This window comes from Pseudomonas fluorescens, from assembly GCF_012974785.1.
Classification (GTDB): Bacteria; Pseudomonadota; Gammaproteobacteria; order Pseudomonadales; family Pseudomonadaceae; genus Aquipseudomonas; species Aquipseudomonas fluorescens_BT.
The window spans coordinates 4,116,218-4,137,964 of record NZ_CP027561.1; the positions used below are offsets into that span (position 1 = coordinate 4,116,218).

16 protein-coding genes are annotated in these 21,747 nt (G+C 62.2%); 7 read left to right on the forward strand and 9 right to left on the reverse strand.

Translation table 11 applies throughout. From position 1 onward, the window contains the following. Position 1 precedes the first annotated feature (1 nt). On the forward strand, positions 2 to 1,525 hold the full coding sequence (locus tag C6Y56_RS18490; RefSeq protein ID WP_169431098.1) for a trypsin-like serine peptidase: 1,524 nt from the start codon (positions 2 to 4) through the stop codon (positions 1,523 to 1,525). A gap of 69 nt (positions 1,526 to 1,594) precedes the next feature. On the opposite strand, the gene C6Y56_RS18495 is transcribed toward C6Y56_RS18490, so the two are convergent. The 4 genes from C6Y56_RS18495 to C6Y56_RS18510 all read right to left on the reverse strand — a co-directional run bounded on the left by C6Y56_RS18495 (position 1,595) and on the right by C6Y56_RS18510 (position 6,464). Beyond that, the gene (locus C6Y56_RS18495; protein WP_169431099.1) at positions 1,595 to 4,018 is read right to left on the reverse strand and encodes a TonB-dependent siderophore receptor; all 2,424 of its coding nucleotides are present in this window, start codon (positions 4,016 to 4,018) and stop codon (positions 1,595 to 1,597) included. Positions 4,019 to 4,116: 98 nt separating this feature from the next. Beyond that, complete coding sequence (locus C6Y56_RS18500) at positions 4,117 to 5,100, reverse strand: FecR family protein (RefSeq protein ID WP_169431100.1); 984 nt, start codon at positions 5,098 to 5,100, stop codon at positions 4,117 to 4,119. A 40-nt stretch (positions 5,101 to 5,140) separates the two neighbouring features. After that, entirely contained in the window at positions 5,141 to 5,641 is a 501-nt protein-coding gene (locus C6Y56_RS18505; RefSeq protein WP_169431101.1) for a sigma-70 family RNA polymerase sigma factor, read from the reverse strand. 109 nt (positions 5,642 to 5,750) lie between these two features. After that, positions 5,751 to 6,464 carry a class I SAM-dependent methyltransferase gene (locus C6Y56_RS18510; RefSeq protein WP_169431102.1) on the reverse strand — a complete coding sequence of 238 codons (714 nt, stop codon included), beginning with the start codon at positions 6,462 to 6,464 and terminating at the stop codon, positions 5,751 to 5,753. A 98-nt stretch (positions 6,465 to 6,562) separates the two neighbouring features. On the opposite strand from C6Y56_RS18510, the gene C6Y56_RS29260 reads away from it, so the two are divergent. Beyond that, positions 6,563 to 6,868, forward strand: a complete 306-nt coding sequence (locus tag C6Y56_RS29260; protein ID WP_249314315.1) for a hypothetical protein — start codon at positions 6,563 to 6,565, stop codon at positions 6,866 to 6,868. Here C6Y56_RS29260 and C6Y56_RS18520 read toward each other — a convergent pair. The 4 genes from C6Y56_RS18520 to C6Y56_RS18535 form a co-directional block, all read right to left on the reverse strand. Continuing rightward, complete coding sequence (locus C6Y56_RS18520) at positions 6,830 to 7,210, reverse strand: hypothetical protein (RefSeq protein WP_169431103.1); 381 nt, start codon at positions 7,208 to 7,210, stop codon at positions 6,830 to 6,832. The two genes, C6Y56_RS29260 and C6Y56_RS18520, sit on opposite strands and share 39 nt — an antisense overlap. A 265-nt stretch (positions 7,211 to 7,475) precedes the next feature. Beyond that, on the reverse strand, positions 7,476 to 7,670 hold the full coding sequence (locus C6Y56_RS18525; RefSeq protein ID WP_249314317.1) for a hypothetical protein: 195 nt from the start codon (positions 7,668 to 7,670) through the stop codon (positions 7,476 to 7,478). Positions 7,671 to 7,797: 127 nt separating this feature from the next. Further along, positions 7,798 to 12,267: a hemagglutinin repeat-containing protein gene (locus tag C6Y56_RS18530; RefSeq protein ID WP_169431104.1), complete on the reverse strand. Its 4,470-nt coding sequence runs from the start codon at positions 12,265 to 12,267 to the stop codon at positions 7,798 to 7,800. Positions 12,268 to 12,361: 94 nt separating this feature from the next. After that, entirely contained in the window at positions 12,362 to 14,089 is a 1,728-nt protein-coding gene (locus tag C6Y56_RS18535) for a ShlB/FhaC/HecB family hemolysin secretion/activation protein (RefSeq protein ID WP_169431105.1), read from the reverse strand. 236 nt (positions 14,090 to 14,325) lie between these two features. Here C6Y56_RS18535 and C6Y56_RS18540 point away from each other — a divergent pair, with 236 nt between their 5' ends. Further along, complete coding sequence (locus C6Y56_RS18540) at positions 14,326 to 15,447, forward strand: HlyD family secretion protein (protein ID WP_169431106.1); 1,122 nt, start codon at positions 14,326 to 14,328, stop codon at positions 15,445 to 15,447. Further along, complete coding sequence (locus C6Y56_RS18545; RefSeq protein WP_169431107.1) at positions 15,444 to 17,036, forward strand: DHA2 family efflux MFS transporter permease subunit; 1,593 nt, start codon at positions 15,444 to 15,446, stop codon at positions 17,034 to 17,036. Before C6Y56_RS18540 ends, C6Y56_RS18545 begins: the two co-directional genes overlap by 4 nt. Before the next feature lie 4 nt (positions 17,037 to 17,040). Here the strand turns inward: C6Y56_RS18545 and C6Y56_RS18550 are convergent, their stop codons facing one another. Continuing rightward, positions 17,041 to 17,481: a carboxymuconolactone decarboxylase family protein gene (locus C6Y56_RS18550; RefSeq protein ID WP_169431108.1), complete on the reverse strand. Its 441-nt coding sequence runs from the start codon at positions 17,479 to 17,481 to the stop codon at positions 17,041 to 17,043. Positions 17,482 to 17,710: 229 nt separating this feature from the next. Between C6Y56_RS18550 and C6Y56_RS18555 the strand changes: the two genes are divergently transcribed. From C6Y56_RS18555 to C6Y56_RS18565, 3 genes are all read left to right on the forward strand, one after another. Further along, a complete protein-coding gene (locus C6Y56_RS18555; protein ID WP_169431109.1) occupies positions 17,711 to 18,217 on the forward strand; it encodes a sigma-70 family RNA polymerase sigma factor in 507 nt (168 codons plus the stop codon). Next, positions 18,217 to 19,176: a FecR domain-containing protein gene (locus C6Y56_RS18560; protein WP_169431110.1), complete on the forward strand. Its 960-nt coding sequence runs from the start codon at positions 18,217 to 18,219 to the stop codon at positions 19,174 to 19,176. The genes C6Y56_RS18555 and C6Y56_RS18560 overlap by 1 nt, the downstream gene beginning before the upstream one ends. Positions 19,177 to 19,275: 99 nt before the next feature. Then, the gene (locus C6Y56_RS18565; protein WP_169431111.1) at positions 19,276 to 21,705 is read left to right on the forward strand and encodes a TonB-dependent receptor; all 2,430 of its coding nucleotides are present in this window, start codon (positions 19,276 to 19,278) and stop codon (positions 21,703 to 21,705) included. The last annotated feature ends 42 nt before the right edge of the window (positions 21,706 to 21,747 follow it).

Sequence of the window (21,747 nt, forward strand, 5' to 3'; positions counted from 1 at the left end):
CATGAAGTGTTCCAGCCTGCAAAAGTCCATCGCCTTGACGCTTCTCATCAGTACGAGCGGTTGCGTTACGCCTGACCGAACGGCCACTCAGGATTGGGGAGAAGGCGCAGCAAACCTCTCTCCAGCGCAACCTCTGAACAATGCAGCCGGGCGTTACGATCACTGGCAAGCCATCGCTCGTGTCCAGGTTGAAGACGGGGCTGACTGCTCGGGCAGCCTGATTGACACCCGAAGCGCAAACGATGACCGCAGCGGCCCGGCCTATGTCCTGACTTCGGGACATTGCGCCAAAGGTGACGCTGACCGGTACATCGAAAACGCCCCGGCTTCCGGCGTCGTGACTTTCAATTATTTCCAGGACACTCAGCACCGGCAGAAGCCCTACCCGATTACAGAAATCGCGTGGAGCACCATGCGCGGCATCGACATTGCGATTCTCAAACTCGACCGCTCCCTGGGCCAATTGATGAGCGATGGCATCACACCGCTCAAGCTTGCAACTCGGCCCCTTGCCGTCGACAGCGATGTGCTGGTGGTGGGCGCGCCCATGGATGGCCATGTGCAACGCGCCGCCTGCCTCCAGGAACATAGTGCGGATGTTTTCGAAGCGGGTTGGGCATGGCTCGGGCAGCTCAGCAATCGTTGTCGGGATGTACGCCCCGGCATCTCGGGTTCACCGGTCTTGAATCGCTACAGCAATGAAATCGTGGCGATCGTCGGTACCACGACGCAAGGCAGCGGGCTTTCACGTTGCACTCGCAACGCCCCCTGCGAAGTCAGAAACGGTGACTCGATAAAAATACCTGAGACCAACTACGCGACAAGCGCAGTGCAATTGGAGCAGTGCTTTGCAGCTACCCGTTTCGAACCGAAAAACTCTGCGTGCCAGCTGGGTCGCGCGACCAATTTCGAGCATGCATTTGGTGACGTCTACACAAGGTTGATCCGTGACGCAAATGGCGAGCTCATTCCGGTGCAATGGACGCAGTCGTTTACCAGCGATCAACCGTTCTATCGCGTGAAACTCGTACGTACACTGGCTGACTGTGCGCTCGACGTCGGTTATGGTCCGGTTCAGCCAAGCCGTGGAGACGGATCAGACAGTTCAAGTCAGGAATTACGTGAAGGGCCGGGCCTGTATTTCATGTGCGTGGTGGGGCAGCCACACAATGCAGGCCCTGCGCAGAGGTGGGACGGCCGCAATGCAAGGATCTATTACCGCTGGGCTCTGGCAGAACCCGTCAAGACGCCGCCTACCTATCGTGTACTTGAAAGTACAAAGGATGAGTTCACCGTAAAACCGATCGGGATAACGCCGGATCTGGACGTCAGTCACTACCAATACAAAAGTGGTGAACCAGGAGCGGTCGACTGCCAGGACAGTGACGGTTACACGTTAGTCAGGCCACCGCTACTGGACTTTCAGGTTTCGGTGGAGGACGGCCCGAAGAAAGTCTGCCTCAAGACCACAGACATGGCAGGCAATCCCTCTCCAATTACTGATTTTGCATTGCCCGATCAGTGATGCTCGGCAACTGGCCCGTTCAAACCGAATGAATAACAGGCGGCTGTTGCCGGCCGCCTGCTCAGCCGATCAGAAGCCTACGCTGGCCTGCACGAAGAACGTCCGCGGCGCGCCGACATACATCCCCGAGTTGTTGTCGCTGGAGCGGGTGAAGTACTGCTTGTCGAAGATGTTTTTCACCCCGGCGCCTAGCTTCAGGTTCGACAGCTGCGCACCGAAGTCATAGCCGCCGCGCACGTTCCAGGTCATGTAGCCCGGGATGTCGCCGTACTGACCGTCCGCCGTGCCTTCGGTGATGTAATTGCCGTTGAAGCTGCCATCGGCATTCACGCCGGTGCCCGGCGAGCGCTGTTTGGACTGGGCGAAACCGTCGATGTTGTAGGTCCAGCGGTTGATGTCGTAACGCAGGCCGACGGTTGCCACCTGACGCGAATAGAACGGCAGGTCGCGACCCTTGAAGCCCGGGATCTCGCCTTCGTATGTAGCGCGGGTGTAAGTGAAACCGGCGTTGGCGGTCAGGCCATCGAGGCGCGGATCAAGCGCCGCCATGTCGTAGTGCACCGAAGCCTCGATGCCTTGGTGCTTGGTCGCACCGAGGTTGGTCCAGCCCACGTCGTTGCTGATGTATTGCAGCTCGTCATCGAAGTCGATGTAGAACAACGTCACTTCACCGCCCCACACGTCATCGTTGTAGCGGGTGCCGATTTCGTAGGTCTTGGCCTTCTCCGGCTCCAGGCCATTGGCGGTCTGGTCACCCGAGCCGCCCTGACCGAGCTGGAAATACTGCAGGCTGCCGAAGGAGGTTTCGTAGTTGGCGAACAGCTTCCATGCATCCGACAGGTGATACATCACGCTCAGCGCCGGCAGCGGTTCGTTGCTCTCGATGCTGCGGTTTTTTTCCGGCACGCGTTTGCCGGCGGTGTCGAGCACGGCGCGATCGTGCCAGTCGGTGTTGATGTGCTCGAAGCGAATACCCGGGGTGATGGTCCATTTGCCGACGTCAATCTTGTTGTCGACGTAGACCGAGTTGGCTTCAGTGCCGCCGGTACGGTCCTGGAACACATGGCCGTCTGAAGTCTTGGTGACCACCGGCTCATTGTTGATCAGCGCCAGGCGGCTCGACTGCTCGTGCATCGCTTCTTTCAGGTAGCGATAACCGACGCTGACCTCCTGAGTGGTCGAGCCCACATCAAACACCCGGGACACACGTGGTTCGATGCCCAGGGTGTAGTAGGAACGCGGGTACGAGCTCAGGGTTTTCTGGTCGCGGGCGGCGATGGTGCTGCCACGGAAGCTGTCGGTGTAATAGGTCAGCACTTCGGCCTGGGTGCGTTCGTCGATCTGGCGGATCCACTTGAACGACACGTCCTTGCGACGGCCACTGAAGTTGTCGTAGTCGCGCACCGAGTCGTACGGTTTGTCGTCGTACTGTTTCTGCGTCAGCCCGCCCGGCATGTCGGCGCTGGCATCGTAGTAGTGGAAGTTGAGGCTGAAGTCGTCCTGATCGGTCGGCGCCCAGTGGGTCTTGAGCAGCACGTCGTCGATGTCGTTGCCGTTGTTGCGCTCGCGGTAACCGTTTCCGTTAACCCCGGAATACAAGAGCGCCACACCCATCCCGTTGTCGGCGGTGCCACCGAGGAACGCGGTGTCGATGTGTTTCCAGCCGCCATAGCGCGTGGTTTCCAGGGTGGTGCCGATTTCACCGGTGGGGTTTTCCGGGATGGCACGGGTCACAAAGTTGATCACGCCACCCACGTTCTGTGGCCCGTAACGCACGGAACCTGCGCCGCGCACCACGTCGATGCTGTCGAGGTTGCCGGAGGAAATCGGTGCCATCGACAGTTGCGGCTGACCATACGGCGCGAACGCCGCCGGCACGCCGTCGATCAGCACGGTGGAGCGCGGCGACAGACGAGAAGTCAGGCCACGCACGCCGACGTTCAGCGAAATATCACTGCCGCCGGTGCCGTTGGAGTCCTGCACCTGCACACCCGGCACACGCTTGAGGACGTCACTGACATTCATCGCGCCCTGTTCGACCATGGCTTCGCGGCGGATCACCGTGCGTGCGCCGGGGTGGTTCTGCACCACCGCGGCATCGGCGTCGCCGAGCCAGTCACCGACCATCTTGATGTCGGTCACGCCCAGTTCCAGCGGGCCGTTGGCGGCTGCGCTCGGCGCTGGCGACAGAGTCACCGAACCTTCATTGATCTGATAGTCCAGGCCGCTGCCTTGCAGCAACCGGCGCAACGCGTCCTCGGGAGAGAGGTTGCCATCGACCGCCGGGGCCTGCTTGCCGGCCACCAGATCAGGGCTGAAAAACACCTGCAGCGAGGTTTGCTGTCCCAGTTCGCTCAGCGCCTGGCCCAGTGGCTGCGCGCGGATATGAATGGGGTCGGCGGCGAAGGCCAGCGGCATCGCAGCGTTGACCGCCAGCGCGAGCGCCAGCGGTAACCAAGGGGATTTATTGTTTTTGGCGGTGGAGTTTTTCACGTCGAACGGAGTCCTGTGGATCGCAAGAGTGTGCGGCTGTTAATGCAAACCAGTTGCAGTTGAACAGGAAGACGACGAACTCGAAAAAAACCTGAATTTTATTTTGAAATTATTTCCTGACTGCCGTCGGCGAGTGTTCGCACGGCCACCGGAAGGATGTTCGGCAAGGCCTTGAGCAAGGCATCGGTGTTGTCGGATTTGAACACACTGGTCAGGCGCAGGTTGGCCACGGTCGGGTTGGCGACGGTCAACGGCTTGTCGCGATAACGGGAAACCTCTTCGACGACTTCGCTGAGGCTGGCGTTGTTGAACACCAGTTTGCCGCTGCGCCAGGCCGTCAGCTCTGCCGGATTGACCGCGTAGGCCGGTGCCACTTTGCCCTGGGCATTGATCCGCGTGCCGAGGCCGGCAGTGAGGCTGATGAAATCGGCATCGGCCGCATCACGCCCCTGCACCTTGACCGTCCCCTGCTCCACCGCGACCCGGGTCTGCGTCACGTCGCGGCGCACATCGAAACGAGTCCCGGTGACCGTCACCTTGCCGCTGCCGGCCTCGACCACGAACGGACGCGAAGTATCGTGCTCGACGCTGAACATCGCTTCGCCTTCAGTCAACTGGATCAGTCGCCGATCCTTCTCGAAACGCACCTGCAAGCGACTGCGGCTGTTGAGGTCGATCACCGAACCGTCCGGCAGCGCCACATGCTTGCGCTCACCCAGCGCGGTGGCGAATTCGGCGCTGTAACCTTGCGGATGATTCAAGCCACTGAACAGACCGAGCCCCAGCGCCACCGCGACCACGCTGGCCGCCACGGCATAACGCAACAACGGACGGCGTTCGCGCCGTGCTGGCGGAGTTTCGCACAGGGCCTTGAGCCGCGGCGCCGGCAGCAGATCCGCCGCCGTCCACAGGCCTTGCAGCAACTGGAATTCGTCATGGTGCTGGGGATGTTCGTTCAGCCAGGCTTCGAAGCTGCGATATTGTTCAGCGTCGACAGCAGGCTCCTGCAAACGCACAAACCAGCGTGCCGCCTCATCACGCACCGTTGTTTGCCCGCACGCGCAATCACGAGTATCCATCATGGAATGTCCTGTCTGGCTGGGGATGAAAAGACGCCGCGGCTCATGATTGCGCCCCGTCCAGGCGATCACGCAGATGCCGCAGGGTGCGGATCATATACTTTTCCACCATGTTCCTGGACAGGCCCAGGCGCTCGGCGATTTCGGCCTGGGTCAGGCCTTCGATCTTCTGCCAGACGAAGATTCGCCGGCAATTGACCGGCAATTCGCAGAGCGCCCGTTCGATGGAATCGGCCAGCTGGATCGCATGCATGTAATGCTCCGGATCGCCGGTCGGCGACTCACTGAGATCGATCGCCTCCGACTCCATGGCACCCCGCCGGTCCTCACGCCGATAGCCGTCCACCGCGATATTGCGCGCCGTCTGGTGCAAATACGCCCGGGGCTGCTGCACCGCCGACGAATCGGATTCGAGCACCCGTACAAAGGTGTCGTGCGCCAGATCCTCGGCCTGCGAGCGATTGCGCAGGCGGCGGGTCCAGGTGCCGATCAACTCTTCGTAATGCTCGAGAAAGCCGGGTCTGCGGGGCAGCATGGGGATCATTGCGGTGTGCTGAGGAAAGGGGAGCGAATGGTAATACTTCCCATTAAGCCGAGGCAATGGATTCCTCGGGAATGCCGACGAAGCTGTTTCCCCCTATCAACCCAGCGCTCTAACCCGCGGCAATCTCTGCCTTGCGCGGACAGAACCACCCGTGCATCAAACCCGCCTGAAAGAACTGCACCGGCGCCTCGAACCCGGCCGACTCGATCAGACCGGCGACCTGCGGCGCTGGCAGAATCGCCACATCCCGGGCATAGGCCAAACGCGCTCGCTCAAGCATCTGCGCCGGCACCTGGGCCGACGCCATCAGCGTCATCCAGTGACGCAGCAATGCTTCGTAGGCCGGAGATTCGGTGTCAGAGGCCAAATCAGCATTCGCCAGAACCCCGCCCGGTACCAGACGACGGGCAATCTCATGGAAAAAATCGATACGGGTCTGGGGGTCGAGCAAAAACTGCGACACCAGAAAACAGGTCGCACCGTCGTAACCGGATTCATCCGTCAGCGTATCGAGGTAGCCTTCGTGAAAACGGCAGCGGGAGAGAAAACCGCCCTCTGTCGCTCGCTGACGGCACACGTCGAGCATGGCGCCCGAAGGGTCGACTGCGGTGAATTGCCAGCCGGGAAACTGCTGCGCCAGATGGGCCATTTCCACACCCGTGCCCACGCCGACGCAGAGTATCCGGGCATTCTCCGGCAGGCCCGCGAATACTGAATTCAGCAGCAAATACAGGGCATCACGCAGGGGCGCCATTCCGCTCCACTGTTTGTCATAGACGGCGGACTGCTGGTCGAACAGGGCCTTGAGTGCTTGATTGTCCATGGAAAACCTTCCTCTGCATCATGATCGAGTGCACCGCGCAGATCGCGGTGAAGTCTCATTATCGCAGGGCTGTCAAGGCTCTCGCGTGAAGCAGGCGATTGATCATTCCGCCCATCGACTGGTCGCAATCCATCAACCCCACACCCGTTCCGCACGGTACGCCGCGTTGCAAGTGGATAAAGAGTTTCGAGCTGGCACAGTTCAACATTTCCCAAGTGCACACCGAAGAACTCGGCGGCTTCATCTACTTCAACCTCGACCCGAATGCACTGTCGCTGCGGGATCTGTTCCCCGGGGCCGGCTTTCGGCAAAAAAATGCCCGCAACAGGCAGGCACTGTTGAAACTCGAACGTTCAGTTGTGCGTTCAGACCTCGTCGCACGATTGGCCAATTGGGTTCAATAACCGGACCGCTGCCAACGCATTTTTCTCACCACCGCCATTGATCGTGTAGCCAACGCGAGCCGAGCCGGTTTGAATGGGTTTGATATGTGCGTGCCAGTCACCGATGGTTTTTTCCAACCCGTTGTCGACGTCATTCTGGGTAATAAAATGATTCCGCGAGGTCTGAGTGCCGGGGATGGGCACCGTGCCACTTGGATCACTGTATCCCTGCCATGTGATTTTCAAAACACCACCGATTTGCGCACCGGTAAGTGGTCCAATTTTTACCCTGATGCCGTTCATTGGGTCAGAAAGGCAAGTGATCACACCGTTAATTGCGCCTGGAAAAGTAATGTCGCTCATTTTCAGCTCCCTGAATTGATCGGTTTGATGTCAGCGCAGGTTCAATCGGAACCACACACCGCAAGCCAATCGTCTCCCCTTGGCAGCTGTTTGCACACTGTCAGAACTGACAGTCCAGCAAGAACCATTCGCTATAACAATTTGTTCTTTCCAGCCAAACTCGATTTCACTGGGCACAAACCCGCGCGGTTCTGGATCGACCATCCGAAAACGCAGCACTCATTTTGCTGGCGGTAGACGGGTTCCTCTTCGTCGAGGATGCCCATCAACGAGTTGAAATGCTTTTCCGCAAACCCCGGATAATCCAGCCATTGCCGACAGGTCTTGCGCGCCACTTCATCACGGGCCACGCGCAATTCACGTTCGGTGCCGCGACCAGCAAGCCCTGATTGCCCATCAGCAGGATCGGCTTGTCACCGAGCAGCCTGTTCACGCGCTCCGCTTCTTCACCCAGTCCCATGCCATCGAATCCGTCACCATGCTTTTTTCGACTTGACGTGAAACGACAGTGGCTGCCGTTTTGAGCGGGGTACCTCTTAGAAGCGGGAGCGAGCAGGCTCGCCCCCGCCGGTTTCACTAACGGTGAATCAACCTTTTTCGTCGATCCCCGCTTGCAGGGGCTGACTGTCCAGATGACCGCTCAGGGTCACCGGACCAACTTTCAGATTGCCGTTTTCAAGGGACACCTTCGGTGCGTTTTCTTCGGTTTTGTGTGGCAGGTCCAGACCGGCTTTAACGCCGTAGTCGAGGTTGCTCAGGTCGCTGCTGCTGACCTTCGAACCGCCCAGATCGACCTTGCCTTCAGTCGTGGAAATCCGCGCGCCGGTCAGTTGGGTAGCGCCGCCGACCGTGAGATTCACACCCTGGCTACCGCTGATGCCGGAGGCCTGTTTCACGCTGTCCTTGTGTGCGTATTCGCCATCGACTTTCAGCGTTGGCTTGTAGTCGGTGCCCGCGAGTTTGCCTTTGTCGTCGGCTGGGGTCTTCTTGGCGGTCAGGCCCAGATCCACGTCAACCTTGGCGTGAGTGCTGGAGTCCTGACGGCTTTCAACCGAGAGATCACCCGACACTTTGCCGCTGACATTGCGCGCATCAATCCGCGCACCGTTCAGGCTCGCATCACCGCCGCTGTTCAACACCACCGTGTCAGCCTTGATCTGGCTGTTCTGCTGGGTGGTGCCTTGCAGGTAATCCACGCCGACTTTGGCCCCGGCATTGAAGCCGTGATCGCTGCTGACTTTTTCATCGGCGGCGGTCGGTGTGCTTTTGCTCAGATTGCCACCGGCGCTCAACGCCACATTCCAGTTGTTGCGGTTGTCGGTGGACTGCGCGGACTCCTGAACGAAGCCGCCCTTCTGCGCGTCGATGGTGACGTTTGGCGCGCTGACCTGGGTGCCTTGCAGGTGCACCGAATCGCCGCTCAACGCGATGCCGTTCTGGCTGTTGAGCTGGCCACCGGTGAGGGGCTGAGTGTTCTCGTTGACCCGACCGATGTTGAAGTTGCCGCTGAGGTTACCGCCCTGATCGCGGCTCTTCTCGCTGCCGGTCTTGCTGCCGCCGGCCTTCAGGCCGCCGCCGAGATTGCTGCCGGTGGCGATGTGCGAATCGATGGCTGCTTGCAGGTCGAGCTTGCCGCCAGCCTTCAGGTCGATAGCGCCAGCGCTGTCGATCTTCGTGCCCTGCTGAACCTGATTGCCACCGCTGCTCAATTGCACCGGGCCATTGCCGCTGAGGCTGGCAACGTGCGCCTGGCTGTCGGTGGTCTGGTTGCCTTTGTGATCGAGCTGGAAGCCAGCGCCGAGATCGACGTTGGTGCCATCGGTACCCGGCAAGGTGCCGACAGTCAGCGAGCCGTTGCCGCGCAGGCTGGAGCTGTCGCTGCTCTGGCGGTCGTTGGCCTGATTCAGGGCCAGGTCACCGCCGGTCTTGACGCTGACACCGCCCTGCCCGCCGTCGAAACGGCTGCCTTCGAACTGTGCGTCGCCGCCGACATTGATATTCACGCCCTGGCTACCGGCGTAACCGCCGACCACCGCCGTGGCGCTGTTCTTGCTCGACTGGCTGCTGCCACCCGCGCCGCTGCCGGCCACGTTCACGTCTTCACCGGTCTTGGTGTAGACGCGCACATCGACCTTGGCATCCACCGCGTTGTCGGTGCTGCTGCGGGTGTTGTTCGCGGCGTCGGCCACCAGTTTGTCAGCGCTGATGTTCACTTTGCCGGCGCTGGCGTTGTACTGGGTGCCCTGGTCGTGCAGCGTGCCGCCGACCTTCACGTCCACGGTCTGGCCGTCGAACCGGCTGACCACGGCGTTGCTGCTCTGCTCGGTTTTATCGGCGCTGGCATGACCGACCGCCACGTCGATACCGACGTTCGGCTGGCCGAGATTGGCCAGTGCGTCCTTGTCCGGCACCTTGCCGTCGAGCACGTCTTTCACCGCGACGGCAATCGGCCGGGCGATGTCTTTGTACTCGACGTTGGCGCCGATGTCCGCCGACCAGTTGCTCTCCTTGTGGGTGCTGCTCTCGGTGTTGCTGGCAGCACGGTTGTCGACTTCGTTGGCGGCGACGTTCAGACCGTTGCCGGACTTGAGTTGCGCGCCTTCGGTGGCGAGTCTGTCCGCGTTGATGTTCAGGCTGCCGCTGCTCTGCACACCCGTGGTTTGCGCGGTGGTTTTAGCGGTGGTGTCTTGCGAGGTGCTGTGCGAGAAATCCACGCCGCTGCCCGCGCGGTCGAGGCCGCCGGTGTAGTAGAAACCACCGCCAGTGCTGCGAGTTTCGGTCGAGGTGCTGTGGCTGTCTTGCTCGGCCAGCAACGAGACGTTCTTGCCACTCAGGGTGGTGTCGCCGGCGGTGGATTTCACCTCGGTGCCCTTGAGCGTCACATCGCCGCCCGCCTTCACTTGCACAGTGCCGCCGCTGAGGCTGGAACCCTGCTGCGTGACGTCGTTGGCGGTGACGGTTTGCGCCTTGTCTTCGTAATGCACGCCGGCGCGATACTGCTCCGCCGTTTGCTCCTTGGCGTAGGCGTCGAAGCCACGGGTCTGCGTGCTGTTGTTGCTGTCGTGGGTGTTCTGCGTCGAATGCACATTCACATCACCGGCCGCATCCGCCGTCAGCGAACCGCCGGCCTTGACCGTGGAGCCGGCGACTTCGATGTCCTTGGCGCTTTTCAGCTTGAGGTTGCTGTCGGAAGCCAGCTCGCTGCGCACCGTGGTGCTGTCCTTGCTGTTCTGCCGGGACTCGTCCTTGGTGATGCCGAAGAACTTGCTGTCCTTGTCGTGGTTGTTGCTGTGCGAGGTGTCCTGCACGCCATCGATGGTCAGTGAACCGTTGTCGCTGATCACGCTGGCATCCTTGCCGCCACGCACCTGGCTGCCGCTGATGCGCACATCGTCCGCCTTGACCAGCAGTTTGCCGGCCGCGTTGATCTTGCTGCCCTGATGCTGGGTCTGGCCCTTGTCGGCGTCGCCGGTCTTGCCGAAGAAACCGCCACCGACCAGATCACCGGAATAGCGGTTGTCGCTGCTGCGGTTGGTGCGGGTCGCGGTGGTGACTTCCACTTGTTTGCCGGCCAGTCGCAGATCGCCGGTGCTGTTCAGTTCGGCACCTTCGGAGCGCAGCAGCGCAGCGGTTTGCAGGGCAATGTTGCCGGCCTTCAACTGGCTGGTGACGCTGCGCTGCTCTTCGCTGCTGCTGTCCCAATCGGCTTTCCACAGGTGCTTGCGATGCTTGCCCTGATCGGTCTGGGTGTGGCTTTCAGTGGCGGCGGTCAGGCGCAGGTCGCCGCCGCTTTGCACGCTGAGATTGTTCTTCGCGTCGACCTTGGCGGCTTTCAGTTCGGTGTCTTTGCCGGACGACAGTTGCGCGTCGCGGCTGGCGACGATCTGGCTGCCGTGCTGGCGCGAATCGCTGTCGGTCTTGGTGCGTTCGTAGGTTTCCCAGGTGATGCCGATGGTGCTGTTGTTCCAGTTCTCGCGTTGTTCCTGGAGCTTGCGGCTCTCGACGGTGGTCAGGGTCAGATTGCGCTTGGCATCGACCTTCACATCACGACCGCTGAGGTCGGTGGCGGCCAGCGTCAGGTCCTTGCCGCTGTGCAGGGCGACGTCGCCCTGGCTGCTGCGAATGCCGGCACGGGTCACATCGAGACTGTCCGGAATCGCCTGACCGCTGACGCTTAAGTCGCCCGCCGAACCAATCTGCACGCCGTCGCGCCCGGCGACTTGCACCGCGCCGACCTTCACGCCCGCGCCTTCAGCGGTGCTGACGATGTTGATGCGTCCGGCCTGCATCGCGCCGAAAAGGCTGGCGTCGATCCGCTGATCGGTGGTGCCGCCCGCCGGGTCCACGGCTTTCACCTGGCCGCTGGCGTAGTCGATCTGATTGCGCCCGACCGTGAGGTTCAGTTGGTCACGCGCAGTGATCGCACCCAGGCTGTCGATGCGCGGTGCGATCAGGTTGATCGAGCCTTCGCCATTGCGCAGGCCACCGCTCTGAATCTGCAACTGACCGGTGGCATCGCGGGTGCTCAGGGCTTGCAGCTTGCCGTCATTCAGCTCGGGACGGCCGACCACCAGGTTGGCGTTCGGCGTGTTGATGAAACTGCCGCCGTTCACCGAAATGCCGTTCGGGTTGGCGAGTACGTAGTCGGCGGCGCGACCGAAGATTTCCTGGGCGCCGTTGATGGCCGACGGGTTGCGGCTGATCACTTCGTTGAGGATCACGCTTGCGGCCTGGCCCTGCAATTGCGGGTTGGCCGCCAGTTGCCCGGCAAGCTGTGATTGGCCGGCCTGCAAGGCATTGTTCAACACCAGGCCCTGACGGTCGACGTTGTAGTCGAGGAACTGGTTGTGCGACAGGCCCGAGCCGTTGGGCGCGACGATGTTGACGATCGGGACGCCGCCCTGGGTCTGCAATTGCGCGGTGCCGCCGGGGCCGGGCGCGACCACCACACCGCCGGCCATGGCGCCCGGCAGGTGAGCGACCAGGAACAGGCTGGCGATGGCCCAGCGCAGTTTGCCCCGTGGGGAAAGGTGAAACGCAAAGGTGTTCATTGGCATAAAAAACTCTCCATGTAGTGCGGCATCACGTTGCGCGTTGAGTTAAAGGCCACGGCTGTCGCGCTCAGATCCGATGGCTGTTGTTCACTGACGTTCATATCTGCAGTCCGACGCGCATCAGCCAGGTTTCAGGCTCGCGGTGCAGGCCGGTCGGAGTGTTCAGGCTGCGTTGGTAATCGACATCCACTTGCAGGTTTTTCCAGCCCAGGTTGAGGCCGATGCTGGCGCCGCTCAGGCGTTGAACCGAGGCGCCGTGGTCGGCCTTGATCCAGCCGTGGTCGAGTCCGACACGCGGGGTGAGCTGCACCGGCAAATCGGTGCGTAGCGGCAGGCGCAAGGTGTTGCGCCAGATCGCACCGCTGGCCCCGGACGCGCTGCTGACCCGGTAACCGCGCACGGCGGAATCGTCGGTGCCGAGCAGTTGTTCGATGGCGGGTAGTGGATCGGGGCTGTATTGCAGATTGAGTTGGCTCTGCCATTGCCAGGCTTGCGTGCCGAGCTGGCCGTTGCGCCATTGGCTGAGGCCGGCGCGGTACTTGCGAAACTGCGCTTTGGGCAGGTTCCTGACCTGATGATCGGCATCGTCGTCGGCGCCGAGCCAGCGCAGCCCCTGCGCGTAATTGAAGTCAAGGTTCCACACCGCGCGATCGAGCCAGAACAGATTGAGCCCGGCCTCGGCCACGGTCAGGGTCGGGCTCTGGATGCCGAGGCGGACGTTTTGCAGATAGCTGTCGACGTCCTTGTGCGCCAGCTGCAGGTTGGCGCTGAGCTGATGACTCTGGTCGCGCCACAACACCCGGTCGGCGCGCAGGCTGAGTTGATTGGTGATGCCGGTGCTGTGCAGGGTCGCCGCGCTGAGTTTGAACGGCGCACGATATTCGGCATGGCTGGCGAATGTGCTGAACGTCCAGTAACCGTAGGGAATCGCGTAATAGAGGCTGGCGTTGCGGCTGTAGCGGTCGCCCTGATTGAGGGTGTCGCTGGCGCTGAGGCTCAACAGGTCGTTGAGTTCGAGCGGGCTGTCGAGGGTCAGGCTCAGCGTGTCACGGTCACGACCGGTGCTGGCACTGCCGAGGTTGTCGAAACCGGCACCGAGGGCCCAGCGCGACTGCCCCGAGGTCCGCGAACGCAGGATGATTTTCGACGCGCCGGGCTGGCTGCCGGGAGCGATGTCGGCGGTCAGATCGAGCGAGCGCAGGCGGTTCAACTGATCCAGCCCCTGCTCCAGATCCCGCAGGTTCAAGGGTTTGCCGAGCATGCCCGGGAACGCGCCGCCGAGCGACACCGGCAGGCTCTGGTCGGCCAGTTCGATGGACTCGATGTAGCCTTCGTCGACCAGAATATCCAGCGACTGTCCCGCCGCCGGCGCACTGCTCAGGTACGGGCGACTGGCGATGTAGCCCTTCTCCACATAAAGCGCGGTGATGGTCGCCAGCAGATGGTTGATCTGACCGACGCCCATGCACGGCGCCAGCAGCGGCTTGAGCCGGGCGTTGAGCTTGTCCTTATCGATCAGCGTGACGCCGCCGATGCGCGTGCCGCTCAGGGGCCAGCAGCGTTCGTCGGGTTTGATCGATTCGGGGATGGCCGGAGCGGCAGGCGGCGCGCCGAACGCGCCACGCTCCAGTTGCCGCTTGCGCTGTTCGATTTGCAGTTGTTGCAGATCGCGCTGCTGCTGTTGCTGCTGGCGCAGCACTTCCTGGCCCGGGTTCGACGATTCGGCGGCCAAAATGCTGGGCGCACACACACTCAACAACAAGGCCGACAACAGCGGGCGAGGCAGGAAACGACTACGAGAAACAGCGCAAAGCGAATACGGCACTCAACATCCTTGCAATCAACTGGCTTAATGCCACCCCATCAATAGCGGTGATAGTCAGAGCGTTCCTACGCAATTGCAAGACGCTTCCTACAGCGCTTACATTTCTTAAACAAATGATCAGCTTTTCTTTCAACACCCCCCATCTGACGACCGGCGATAAAAACCAATTGCCACAAAATATTACTCGCGTCATATTACGGTCGTAATAGCCATTCCGCTTCCTCAGGTATTACGCCATGACCAGCATGCCCACCGTAGAACCCGATCTCGCCGTTCCGGTCAGCGCCCCCCGACCTCCCCTGTTCAAACGCTTGCTGTTGCCCACTGCGGGCCTGGCCGCGCTGGTGTTCGCCGGGTTGTATGCCGTGCATTGGTGGGGCGCCGGGCGATTTCTCGAAGAAACCGACGATGCCTACATCGGCGGCGACGTCACGGTCATCGGGCCGAAGGTGGCCGGATACATCGAGGAAGTGCTGGTCAGCGACAACCAGAAGGTGAAGGCCGGCGACGTGCTGATTCGCCTCGACGCCCGCGACTACCGCGCCAATCTGGCCAAGGCTGAAGGCGCCGTTGCCGCCGAGGAAGCGCTGCTGGCCAACCTCGATGCCACCGAACAACTGCAACAGGCGGTAATCGGTCAGGCCCGCGCCGGCATCGATGCCGCCAGCGCCGAAACCGCCCGTTCCCGGGACGACAACGCACGCTACAAACGTCTGGTAACGACCAATGCGGTTTCGGTGGAAGCCGCACAACGGGCCGACGCCACCTTCAAAACCGCCCAAGCCTTGAGCGCCAAGGCCCAGGCCGAACTGCTGGCCGCGCAACGCCAGCTCAACGTGATCGAAACCCAGAAACAGCAGGCCCGCGCCGCCCTCCAGCAAGCCCGGGCCGAGCGTGATCTGGCGCAACTCAACCTCGGCTACACCGAATTGCGCGCCCCGGTCGACGGCGTGATCGGCAACCGCCGCGCGCGGGTCGGCGCTTATGCCCAGGCCGGCTCGCAACAGTTGTCGGTGGTGCCGGCCAGCGGTCTGTGGGTCGATGCCAATTTCAAGGAAGACCAACTGGCGCGGATGAAACCCGGCCAGCGCGTGAGCATCCGCGCCGACGTGTTGTCCGGCCAGGAATTCCACGGCCGCCTCGACAGCCTCGCCCCGGCCACCGGTTCGCAGTTCAGCGTGCTGCCGCCGGAAAACGCCACCGGCAACTTCACCAAGATCGTCCAGCGTGTGCCGGTGCGAATCCTGCTCGACCCCGCCGACGGCGTACTCGGTCACCTGCGTCCGGGCCTGTCGGTGACGGCCGAAGTCGACACCCGCGCCCAACCTGAAACCACCGCCGTGGCCAGCGCGCCATGAGCACCGCCCTCACCGCCTCCGCGCAGCCATTCAATGCCGCCGAGATGGCGACGGCGACCAAAGTGTTCGCCTTCGCCACGATGTGCATCGGCATGTTCATCGCGCTGCTGGACATCCAGATCGTCTCGGCCTCGCTGCGCGATATTGGCGGCGGGTTGTCCGCCGGCACCGATGAAACGGCGTGGGTGCAGACCAGTTACCTGATCGCCGAAATCATCGTGATTCCGCTGTCGGGCTGGCTGTCGCGAGTGTTTTCCACGCGCTGGCTGTTCTGCGCTTCGGCAGTCGGTTTCACCCTCGCCAGCCTGTTGTGCGGCATCGCCTGGAACATCCAGAGCATGATCGCCTTTCGCGCGCTGCAAGGCTTTCTCGGCGGCTCGATGATTCCGCTGGTGTTCACCACCGCATTCTTTTTCTTTACCGGCAAGCAACGGGTGATTGCCGCTGCGACCATTGGCGCCGTGGCTTCGCTGGCACCGACATTGGGTCCGGTGATCGGCGGCTGGATCACCGACATTTCGTCCTGGCACTGGCTGTTCTACATCAACCTGGTGCCGGGGATTTTCGTTGCCGTGGCGGTGCCGATGCTGGTCAAGATTGATCAGCCGGAACTGTCGCTGCTCAAGGGCGCGGATTATCTGAGCATGGTGTTGCTGGCGCTGTTTCTCGGCTGCCTGGAATACACCCTCGAAGAAGGCCCGCGCTGGAACTGGTTCAGCGATCAGACCATCCTGACCACCGCGTGGATCAGCGCCCTGGCCGGCGTGGCGTTTGTCGGCCGCACGCTGCACGTGGCCAATCCGATCGTCGACCTGCGCGCCCTCAAGGATCGCAACTTCGCCCTGGGCTGCTTCTTTTCCTTCGTCACCGGCATCGGCCTGTTCGCGACGATTTACCTGACGCCGCTGTTTCTCGGCCGGGTGCGTGGTTACGGCGCGCTGGACATTGGTCTGGCGGTTTTCTCTACCGGGGTGTTCCAGATCATGGCGATTCCGCTGTACGCCTTTCTGGCCAATCGCCTCGATCTGCGCTGGATCATGATGGCGGGCCTGGCGTTGTTCGCCTTGTCGATGTGGGAATTCAGTCCGATCACCCACGACTGGGGTGCCGGGCAATTGATGTTGCCGCAAGCCCTGCGCGGGATTGCCCAGCAACTGGCGGTACCGCCGGCGGTGACATTGACGTTGGGTGGTCTGGCGCCAGCGCGGCTTAAGCACGCCTCGGGCCTGTTCAACCTGATGCGTAATCTGGGCGGTGCAATCGGGATTGCGGCGTGCGCGACCATTCTCAACGACCGCACCAACCTGCACTTCACGCGGTTGGCGGAGCATCTGAACAGCAGCAACGAAGCAGTGAATCAGTGGCTGGCCCAGGTCGGCGGCAACTTCGCCGCACTGGGTCAGAGCGGCGATGCAGGCCTTACCGCCAGCCTGCGTCAGCTATGGCTGCTGACCTACCGCGAGGCACAGACACAGACCTACGGCGACACGTTCCTGATGATCATGGTGTGCTTCGTCATCGCCACGGCGATGGTGCCCTTGATGCGCAAGGTGCAACCACCGGCGGCGCCGAGTGCCGATGCACATTGAGCGATCAGGCTTGCGGGATTTTGCGAAAGCCCACGGCCAGACGGTTCCAGCTGTTGATGGTGCTGATCGCCACGGTCAGGTCGACCATTTCTTTTGGCGAGAACTGGGCAGCGACCGCTTCGTAATCTTCGTCCGGGGCATGGGTCAGGCTCAGTTGGGTCAGGGACTCGGTCCACAGCAGCGCGGCGCGTTCGCGGTCGGTGAAGAACGGCGCTTCACGCCAGGCGGTCACGGCGAACAACCGGCGTGGGGTTTCGCCGCCCTTGATCGCGTCAGCGGTGTGCATGTCGATGCAGAACGCACAGCCGTTGATTTGCGAAGCGCGCAGTTTGACCAGTTCGATCAGGGTCTTTTCCAGCGGCAGTTTCGAGACGGCGGTTTCCAGGGCGATCATCGCTTTCAGGGCGTCTGGGGAAGCGGTATAGAAATCGGCACGAGGTTTCATGGTGGTTCTCCGGGGCAAGTGAATGTGTGGCTACGTTAGTCCCGGGGCCGGGCCAAACAAATAGCCAATCTCCCGGAAGACGTGTAGGCCACTCCTTTCTGGCGCCAGAAAAGAAAGTGCAAAGGGGCAATTGCCAGCGCTCGTTCGGTGCCACTAGAATGCGATCAATTCTTAATTGCACTCTAATTGCAGCCAGGCATCGGATGCCCGCAACGAGTATCTGCCGCTCATGTCGTCTCTCGATCCGCCATTGAATCAGCAAGTCCAGACGCTCTACAGCGAACACCACGGGTGGCTGCAAGGCTGGCTGCAACGCAAGCTGGGTAATCGCTGCGATGCGGCCGACCTGGCTCACGATACGTTTTTGCGCCTGCTCAGCCGTCAGGTGCTCAAGCCTCTGGGCAGCGAACCCCGGGCACTGCTGACGCACATCGCCAAAGGTCTGGTGATCGACCGCTGGCGGCGCCAGGACCTGGAGCGCGCCTACCTGGAAACCATCGCCCATCTGCCGCCTGCCGAAGTGCCGTCGCCGGAGACCCGCTATCTGATTCTTGAAACCCTGTGGCGCATAGAAGCGTTGCTGCGCGAGCTGCCTGCGCAGACCCGCGACACCTTCCTGCTGTCGCAGATCGAAGGCCTGACCTATGCGCAGATCGCCACGCGGCTGAGGGTTTCGCTGATCACCGTGAAACGCCACATGCGCGCCGCGTTCATTGCCTGCCTGAGTGTCGCCTGATGAATTCATCGATGATCAATCCGCAGATTCTCGGTGAAGCCGCCGACTGGCTGGTGCAATTGCATTCGGGCACCGCCTCGCCGTCCGATCATCAGGCCATCGCGCAGTGGCGCAACCGCAGCGCCGAACACGCCATTGCCTGGCAACGGGCCGAAGCGCTGCTGGGGGACTTGCGCAGCGTGCCGGCCAACGTCGCCATCCAGACCCTGCAACGGGCTTCGCGCAAAGAAGGCCTCAGCCGTCGCCAGACCCTTACCCGCCTCGGTCTGCTGTTGATGGCCGGGCCGGTGGGCATCGCCTCGCAACATGTTCCGTGGCAGCAGTGGACGGCCGATCAGCGCACCGCCGTCGGCGAACAGAAGAACCTGCAACTGCCGGACGGCACCCAATTGCTGCTCAACACCGACAGCGCCGTGAACATCGCTTACAGCCCGGTCGAGCGCCGGGTGCTGCTGCTCAACGGCGAGGTGCTGATCACCACTGCCAGCGATGCCGCCGCCCGCCCGTTCATGGTCCAAACCCCACAAGGTCTCGCTCGTGCGCTCGGCACGCGGTTCTGCGTGCGCACCGAAGGTTCGCGCAGCCTGGTGTCGGTGCTGGAGGGGCAAGTCCAAATCACCCCGCAATTGCTCAAGCAAAATACGATCATCAAGGCCGGCGAACGCCAGCGCTTCAAGCTGAACGGCTTAGACAGCGCTGAAACCTTCGACACCGCCAGCCTGGCCTGGGACAAGGGCATGCTGCTGGCCAGCAACATGCGTCTGGACGAATTGCTCGGCGAACTCAGCCGTTATCGTCGCGGCGTCTTGCGCTGTCATCCGGACGTCGCGGCGATGCGTGTGTCCGGGGCGTTTTCCCTGCGCGACACCGACGCCAGCCTGCGCCTGCTCAGCGACACCCTGCCGCTGAACATCAACAGCCTGACCCGCTATTGGCTGTCGGTGGAGCCCCGCGTCTGAGCCTTCGGAAAATATTTTCAATGTTCACTGATACCTTTTCGCGCCACGTTCGGTGAGTGGATAGACCTTTCAATTCCACGCGCCCGACAGGATCGCCGAATGACCGCATTGCCCACGCCCCGCCCTGCCACTTTACCGCTCAAGGCCCTAAACCTGAGTCTTGCCTTGGCCTTCGGCGCGCTGCTGCCGACCCTCGGCCAGGCCGCCGACAGCACCCGCGAAAGCGCCAGCCAAAGTGTCAGCATCGGCCCCGGCCTGCTCAGCCATGTACTGGCGCAATTTGCGGTGAGCGTCGGCGTGCCGTTGTCGTTCGACCCGGCACAACTGGGCAATCGCCAGAGCCCGGGCCTGCAAGGCAATTACACCGCGCAAAGCGGTTTCGCCCGATTGCTGGAAGGCAGCGGCTTCGAACTGATCAGCACCGGCAACAATGGTTACACCGTGGCGCCGAAAGTCGCGGCGGACGGTGCGCTGGAACTCGGCGCCACCACCGTCAGCGCCCTGCACGACAGCAGCGATGAAACCTACGGTGGCGAACAGGTCGCCCGTCGCGCGCAGGTCGGCATGCTCGGTGATCAAGCGGTCAACGACCTGCCCTTCAGCGTCACCAGCTACACCGCCAGGACCATGGCCGATCAGCAGGCGCAAACCATTGGCGATGTGTTGCTCAACGATGCCTCGGTGCGCCAGTCCAACGGCTTCGGCAACTTCTCGCAAATGTTCATGATCCGCGGCCTGCCGCTGGCCTCCGATGACATTTCCTATAACGGCCTCTATGGCGTGCTGCCGCGGCAGATCATCGCCGTCGAAGCGCTGGACCGGGTGGAACTGTTCAAAGGCCCGAACGCCTTCGTCAACGGCGTGACCCCGAGCGGCAGCGGCATCGGCGGCGGGATCAACCTGCAACCCAAACGCGCCATGGACACGCCAACGCGCAGCGTCACTCTCGACTACAGCGCCGACGGCCGGGTCGGCACGCATCTGGACCTCGGCCAGCGTTTTGGCGAAGACAACCGCTTCGGCGCCCGGGTCAACCTGATGCAGCGCGAAGGCGACACCGCCGTCGATGACGAAGACCAGCGCTCGTCGCTGTTCAGCCTCGGCCTGGACTATCGCGGTGAGCGCCTGCGGGTCTCGAGCGACTGCGGCTATCAGAAGCAGGTGATCAATCAAGGGCGCTCGGTGGTCTATGTCGATTCGAGCCTGACCAAAGCCCCCAAGGTGCCGCACGCCAATGCCAGCTACGCCCAGAGCTGGAGCTATTCGCAGCTCGAAGACACCTTCGGCATGGCCCGCGCCGAATATGATCTGAACGACAACTGGACCGCCTACATTTCCGGTGGCGCCAAGCACACCCGGGAAAACGGCGTGTACTCGTCGCTGACCGTTACCGACCTCAACGGCAACGCCCGTGGCGGCATGCTCTATTCGCCCCACGATGAAGATAACCAGAGCGCCATGGCCGGGCTCAACGGCCGCTTCGACACCGGCCCCGTCACCCATCAATTGAACCTCGGCTGGGCGGGCATCTGGGGCGAGCAGCGCTCGGCGTTCGAAACCGTCGGCGCGGCCGGGCGCTACAGCACCAACCTGTACAACGTCACCGACAAGCCGCGCCCGGCACCCACCTCGTTCGCCAGCGACATCAACGACCCGCGCATCACCGGCAAGAACATCCTGCGCAGCGAGGCGATTTCCGACACTCTCGGCTTCGTCGATGACCGCATCCTGCTGACCCTCGGCGTGCGTCGCCAGCAGATGAAAGTCGATGGCTGGGCCACGGCCACCGGCGCCCGCACCTCGAGTTACGAAGAGTCGATCACCACCCCGGTCTACGGCCTGGTGATCAAGCCCTGGGAACACGTGTCGTTCTACGCCAACCGTATCGAAGGCCTGGCCAAAGGCCCGACGCCGCCGACCACGGCGATCAACCGCGACGAAACCTTCGCCCCGGTGCGCAGCAAGCAGGTCGAAGCCGGTGTGCGCCTGGACATGGGCAGCTACGGCGCCAGCCTCGGCGTCTATCGCATCGAGCAACCGTCGAGCTACACCCAGGACGGGATCTTCCGGGTTGACGGCCAGCAGACCAACAAAGGCGTGGAACTCAACGTCTACGGCGAACCGCTCGACGGCCTGCGCCTGCTCAGCGGCGCGACGCTGATGAAGACTGAACTGGAAGGCAGCAGCAACGGCGTGAATGACGGCCACCGCGCCGTCGGGGTGCCGCGCTTCCAGTTCAACCTCGGCGCCGACTGGGACATTCCGGGCCTCGAAGGCGCCGCTCTCAGCGCGCGAATGTTGCGCACCGGCGGCCAGTACCTGAACGCGGCGAATACTCAAAGCATTCCGGCGTGGAACCGTTTCGACCTGGGCACGCGCTATGCCTTCAAGCTGGATGAGAAGCAGATCACCCTGCGGGCCAACCTGGAGAACGTCGCCAACGAAGCCTATTGGGCCTCGGCCAACGGCGGTTACCTGACTCAGGGCACGCCGCGCACCCTGAAGGTGTCGGCCACCGTGGACTTCTGACCGCTCGTCATCCGGCCCGGCAGTGGTGCGGGCGGCTGGACG

What these genes read in the sequence shown, in the direction of transcription:
- C6Y56_RS18490 (WP_169431098.1), top strand. Translation starts at nt 2, where the DNA reads ATGAAGTGTTCCAGCCTGCAAAAGTCCATCGCCTTGACGCTTCTCATC.
- C6Y56_RS18500 (WP_169431100.1), bottom strand. Translation starts at nt 5,100, where the DNA reads ATGATGGATACTCGTGATTGCGCGTGCGGGCAAACAACGGTGCGTGAT.
- C6Y56_RS18505 (WP_169431101.1), bottom strand. Translation starts at nt 5,641, where the DNA reads ATGATCCCCATGCTGCCCCGCAGACCCGGCTTTCTCGAGCATTACGAA.
- C6Y56_RS18510 (WP_169431102.1), bottom strand. Translation starts at nt 6,464, where the DNA reads ATGGACAATCAAGCACTCAAGGCCCTGTTCGACCAGCAGTCCGCCGTC.
- C6Y56_RS18520 (WP_169431103.1), bottom strand. Translation starts at nt 7,210, where the DNA reads ATGAGCGACATTACTTTTCCAGGCGCAATTAACGGTGTGATCACTTGC.
- C6Y56_RS18525 (WP_249314317.1), bottom strand. Translation starts at nt 7,670, where the DNA reads ATGGGACTGGGTGAAGAAGCGGAGCGCGTGAACAGGCTGCTCGGTGAC.
- C6Y56_RS18530 (WP_169431104.1), bottom strand. Translation starts at nt 12,267, where the DNA reads ATGCCAATGAACACCTTTGCGTTTCACCTTTCCCCACGGGGCAAACTG.
- C6Y56_RS18540 (WP_169431106.1), top strand. Translation starts at nt 14,326, where the DNA reads ATGACCAGCATGCCCACCGTAGAACCCGATCTCGCCGTTCCGGTCAGC.
- C6Y56_RS18545 (WP_169431107.1), top strand. Translation starts at nt 15,444, where the DNA reads ATGAGCACCGCCCTCACCGCCTCCGCGCAGCCATTCAATGCCGCCGAG.
- C6Y56_RS18550 (WP_169431108.1), bottom strand. Translation starts at nt 17,481, where the DNA reads ATGAAACCTCGTGCCGATTTCTATACCGCTTCCCCAGACGCCCTGAAA.
- C6Y56_RS18555 (WP_169431109.1), top strand. Translation starts at nt 17,711, where the DNA reads ATGTCGTCTCTCGATCCGCCATTGAATCAGCAAGTCCAGACGCTCTAC.
- C6Y56_RS18560 (WP_169431110.1), top strand. Translation starts at nt 18,217, where the DNA reads ATGAATTCATCGATGATCAATCCGCAGATTCTCGGTGAAGCCGCCGAC.
- C6Y56_RS18565 (WP_169431111.1), top strand. Translation starts at nt 19,276, where the DNA reads ATGACCGCATTGCCCACGCCCCGCCCTGCCACTTTACCGCTCAAGGCC.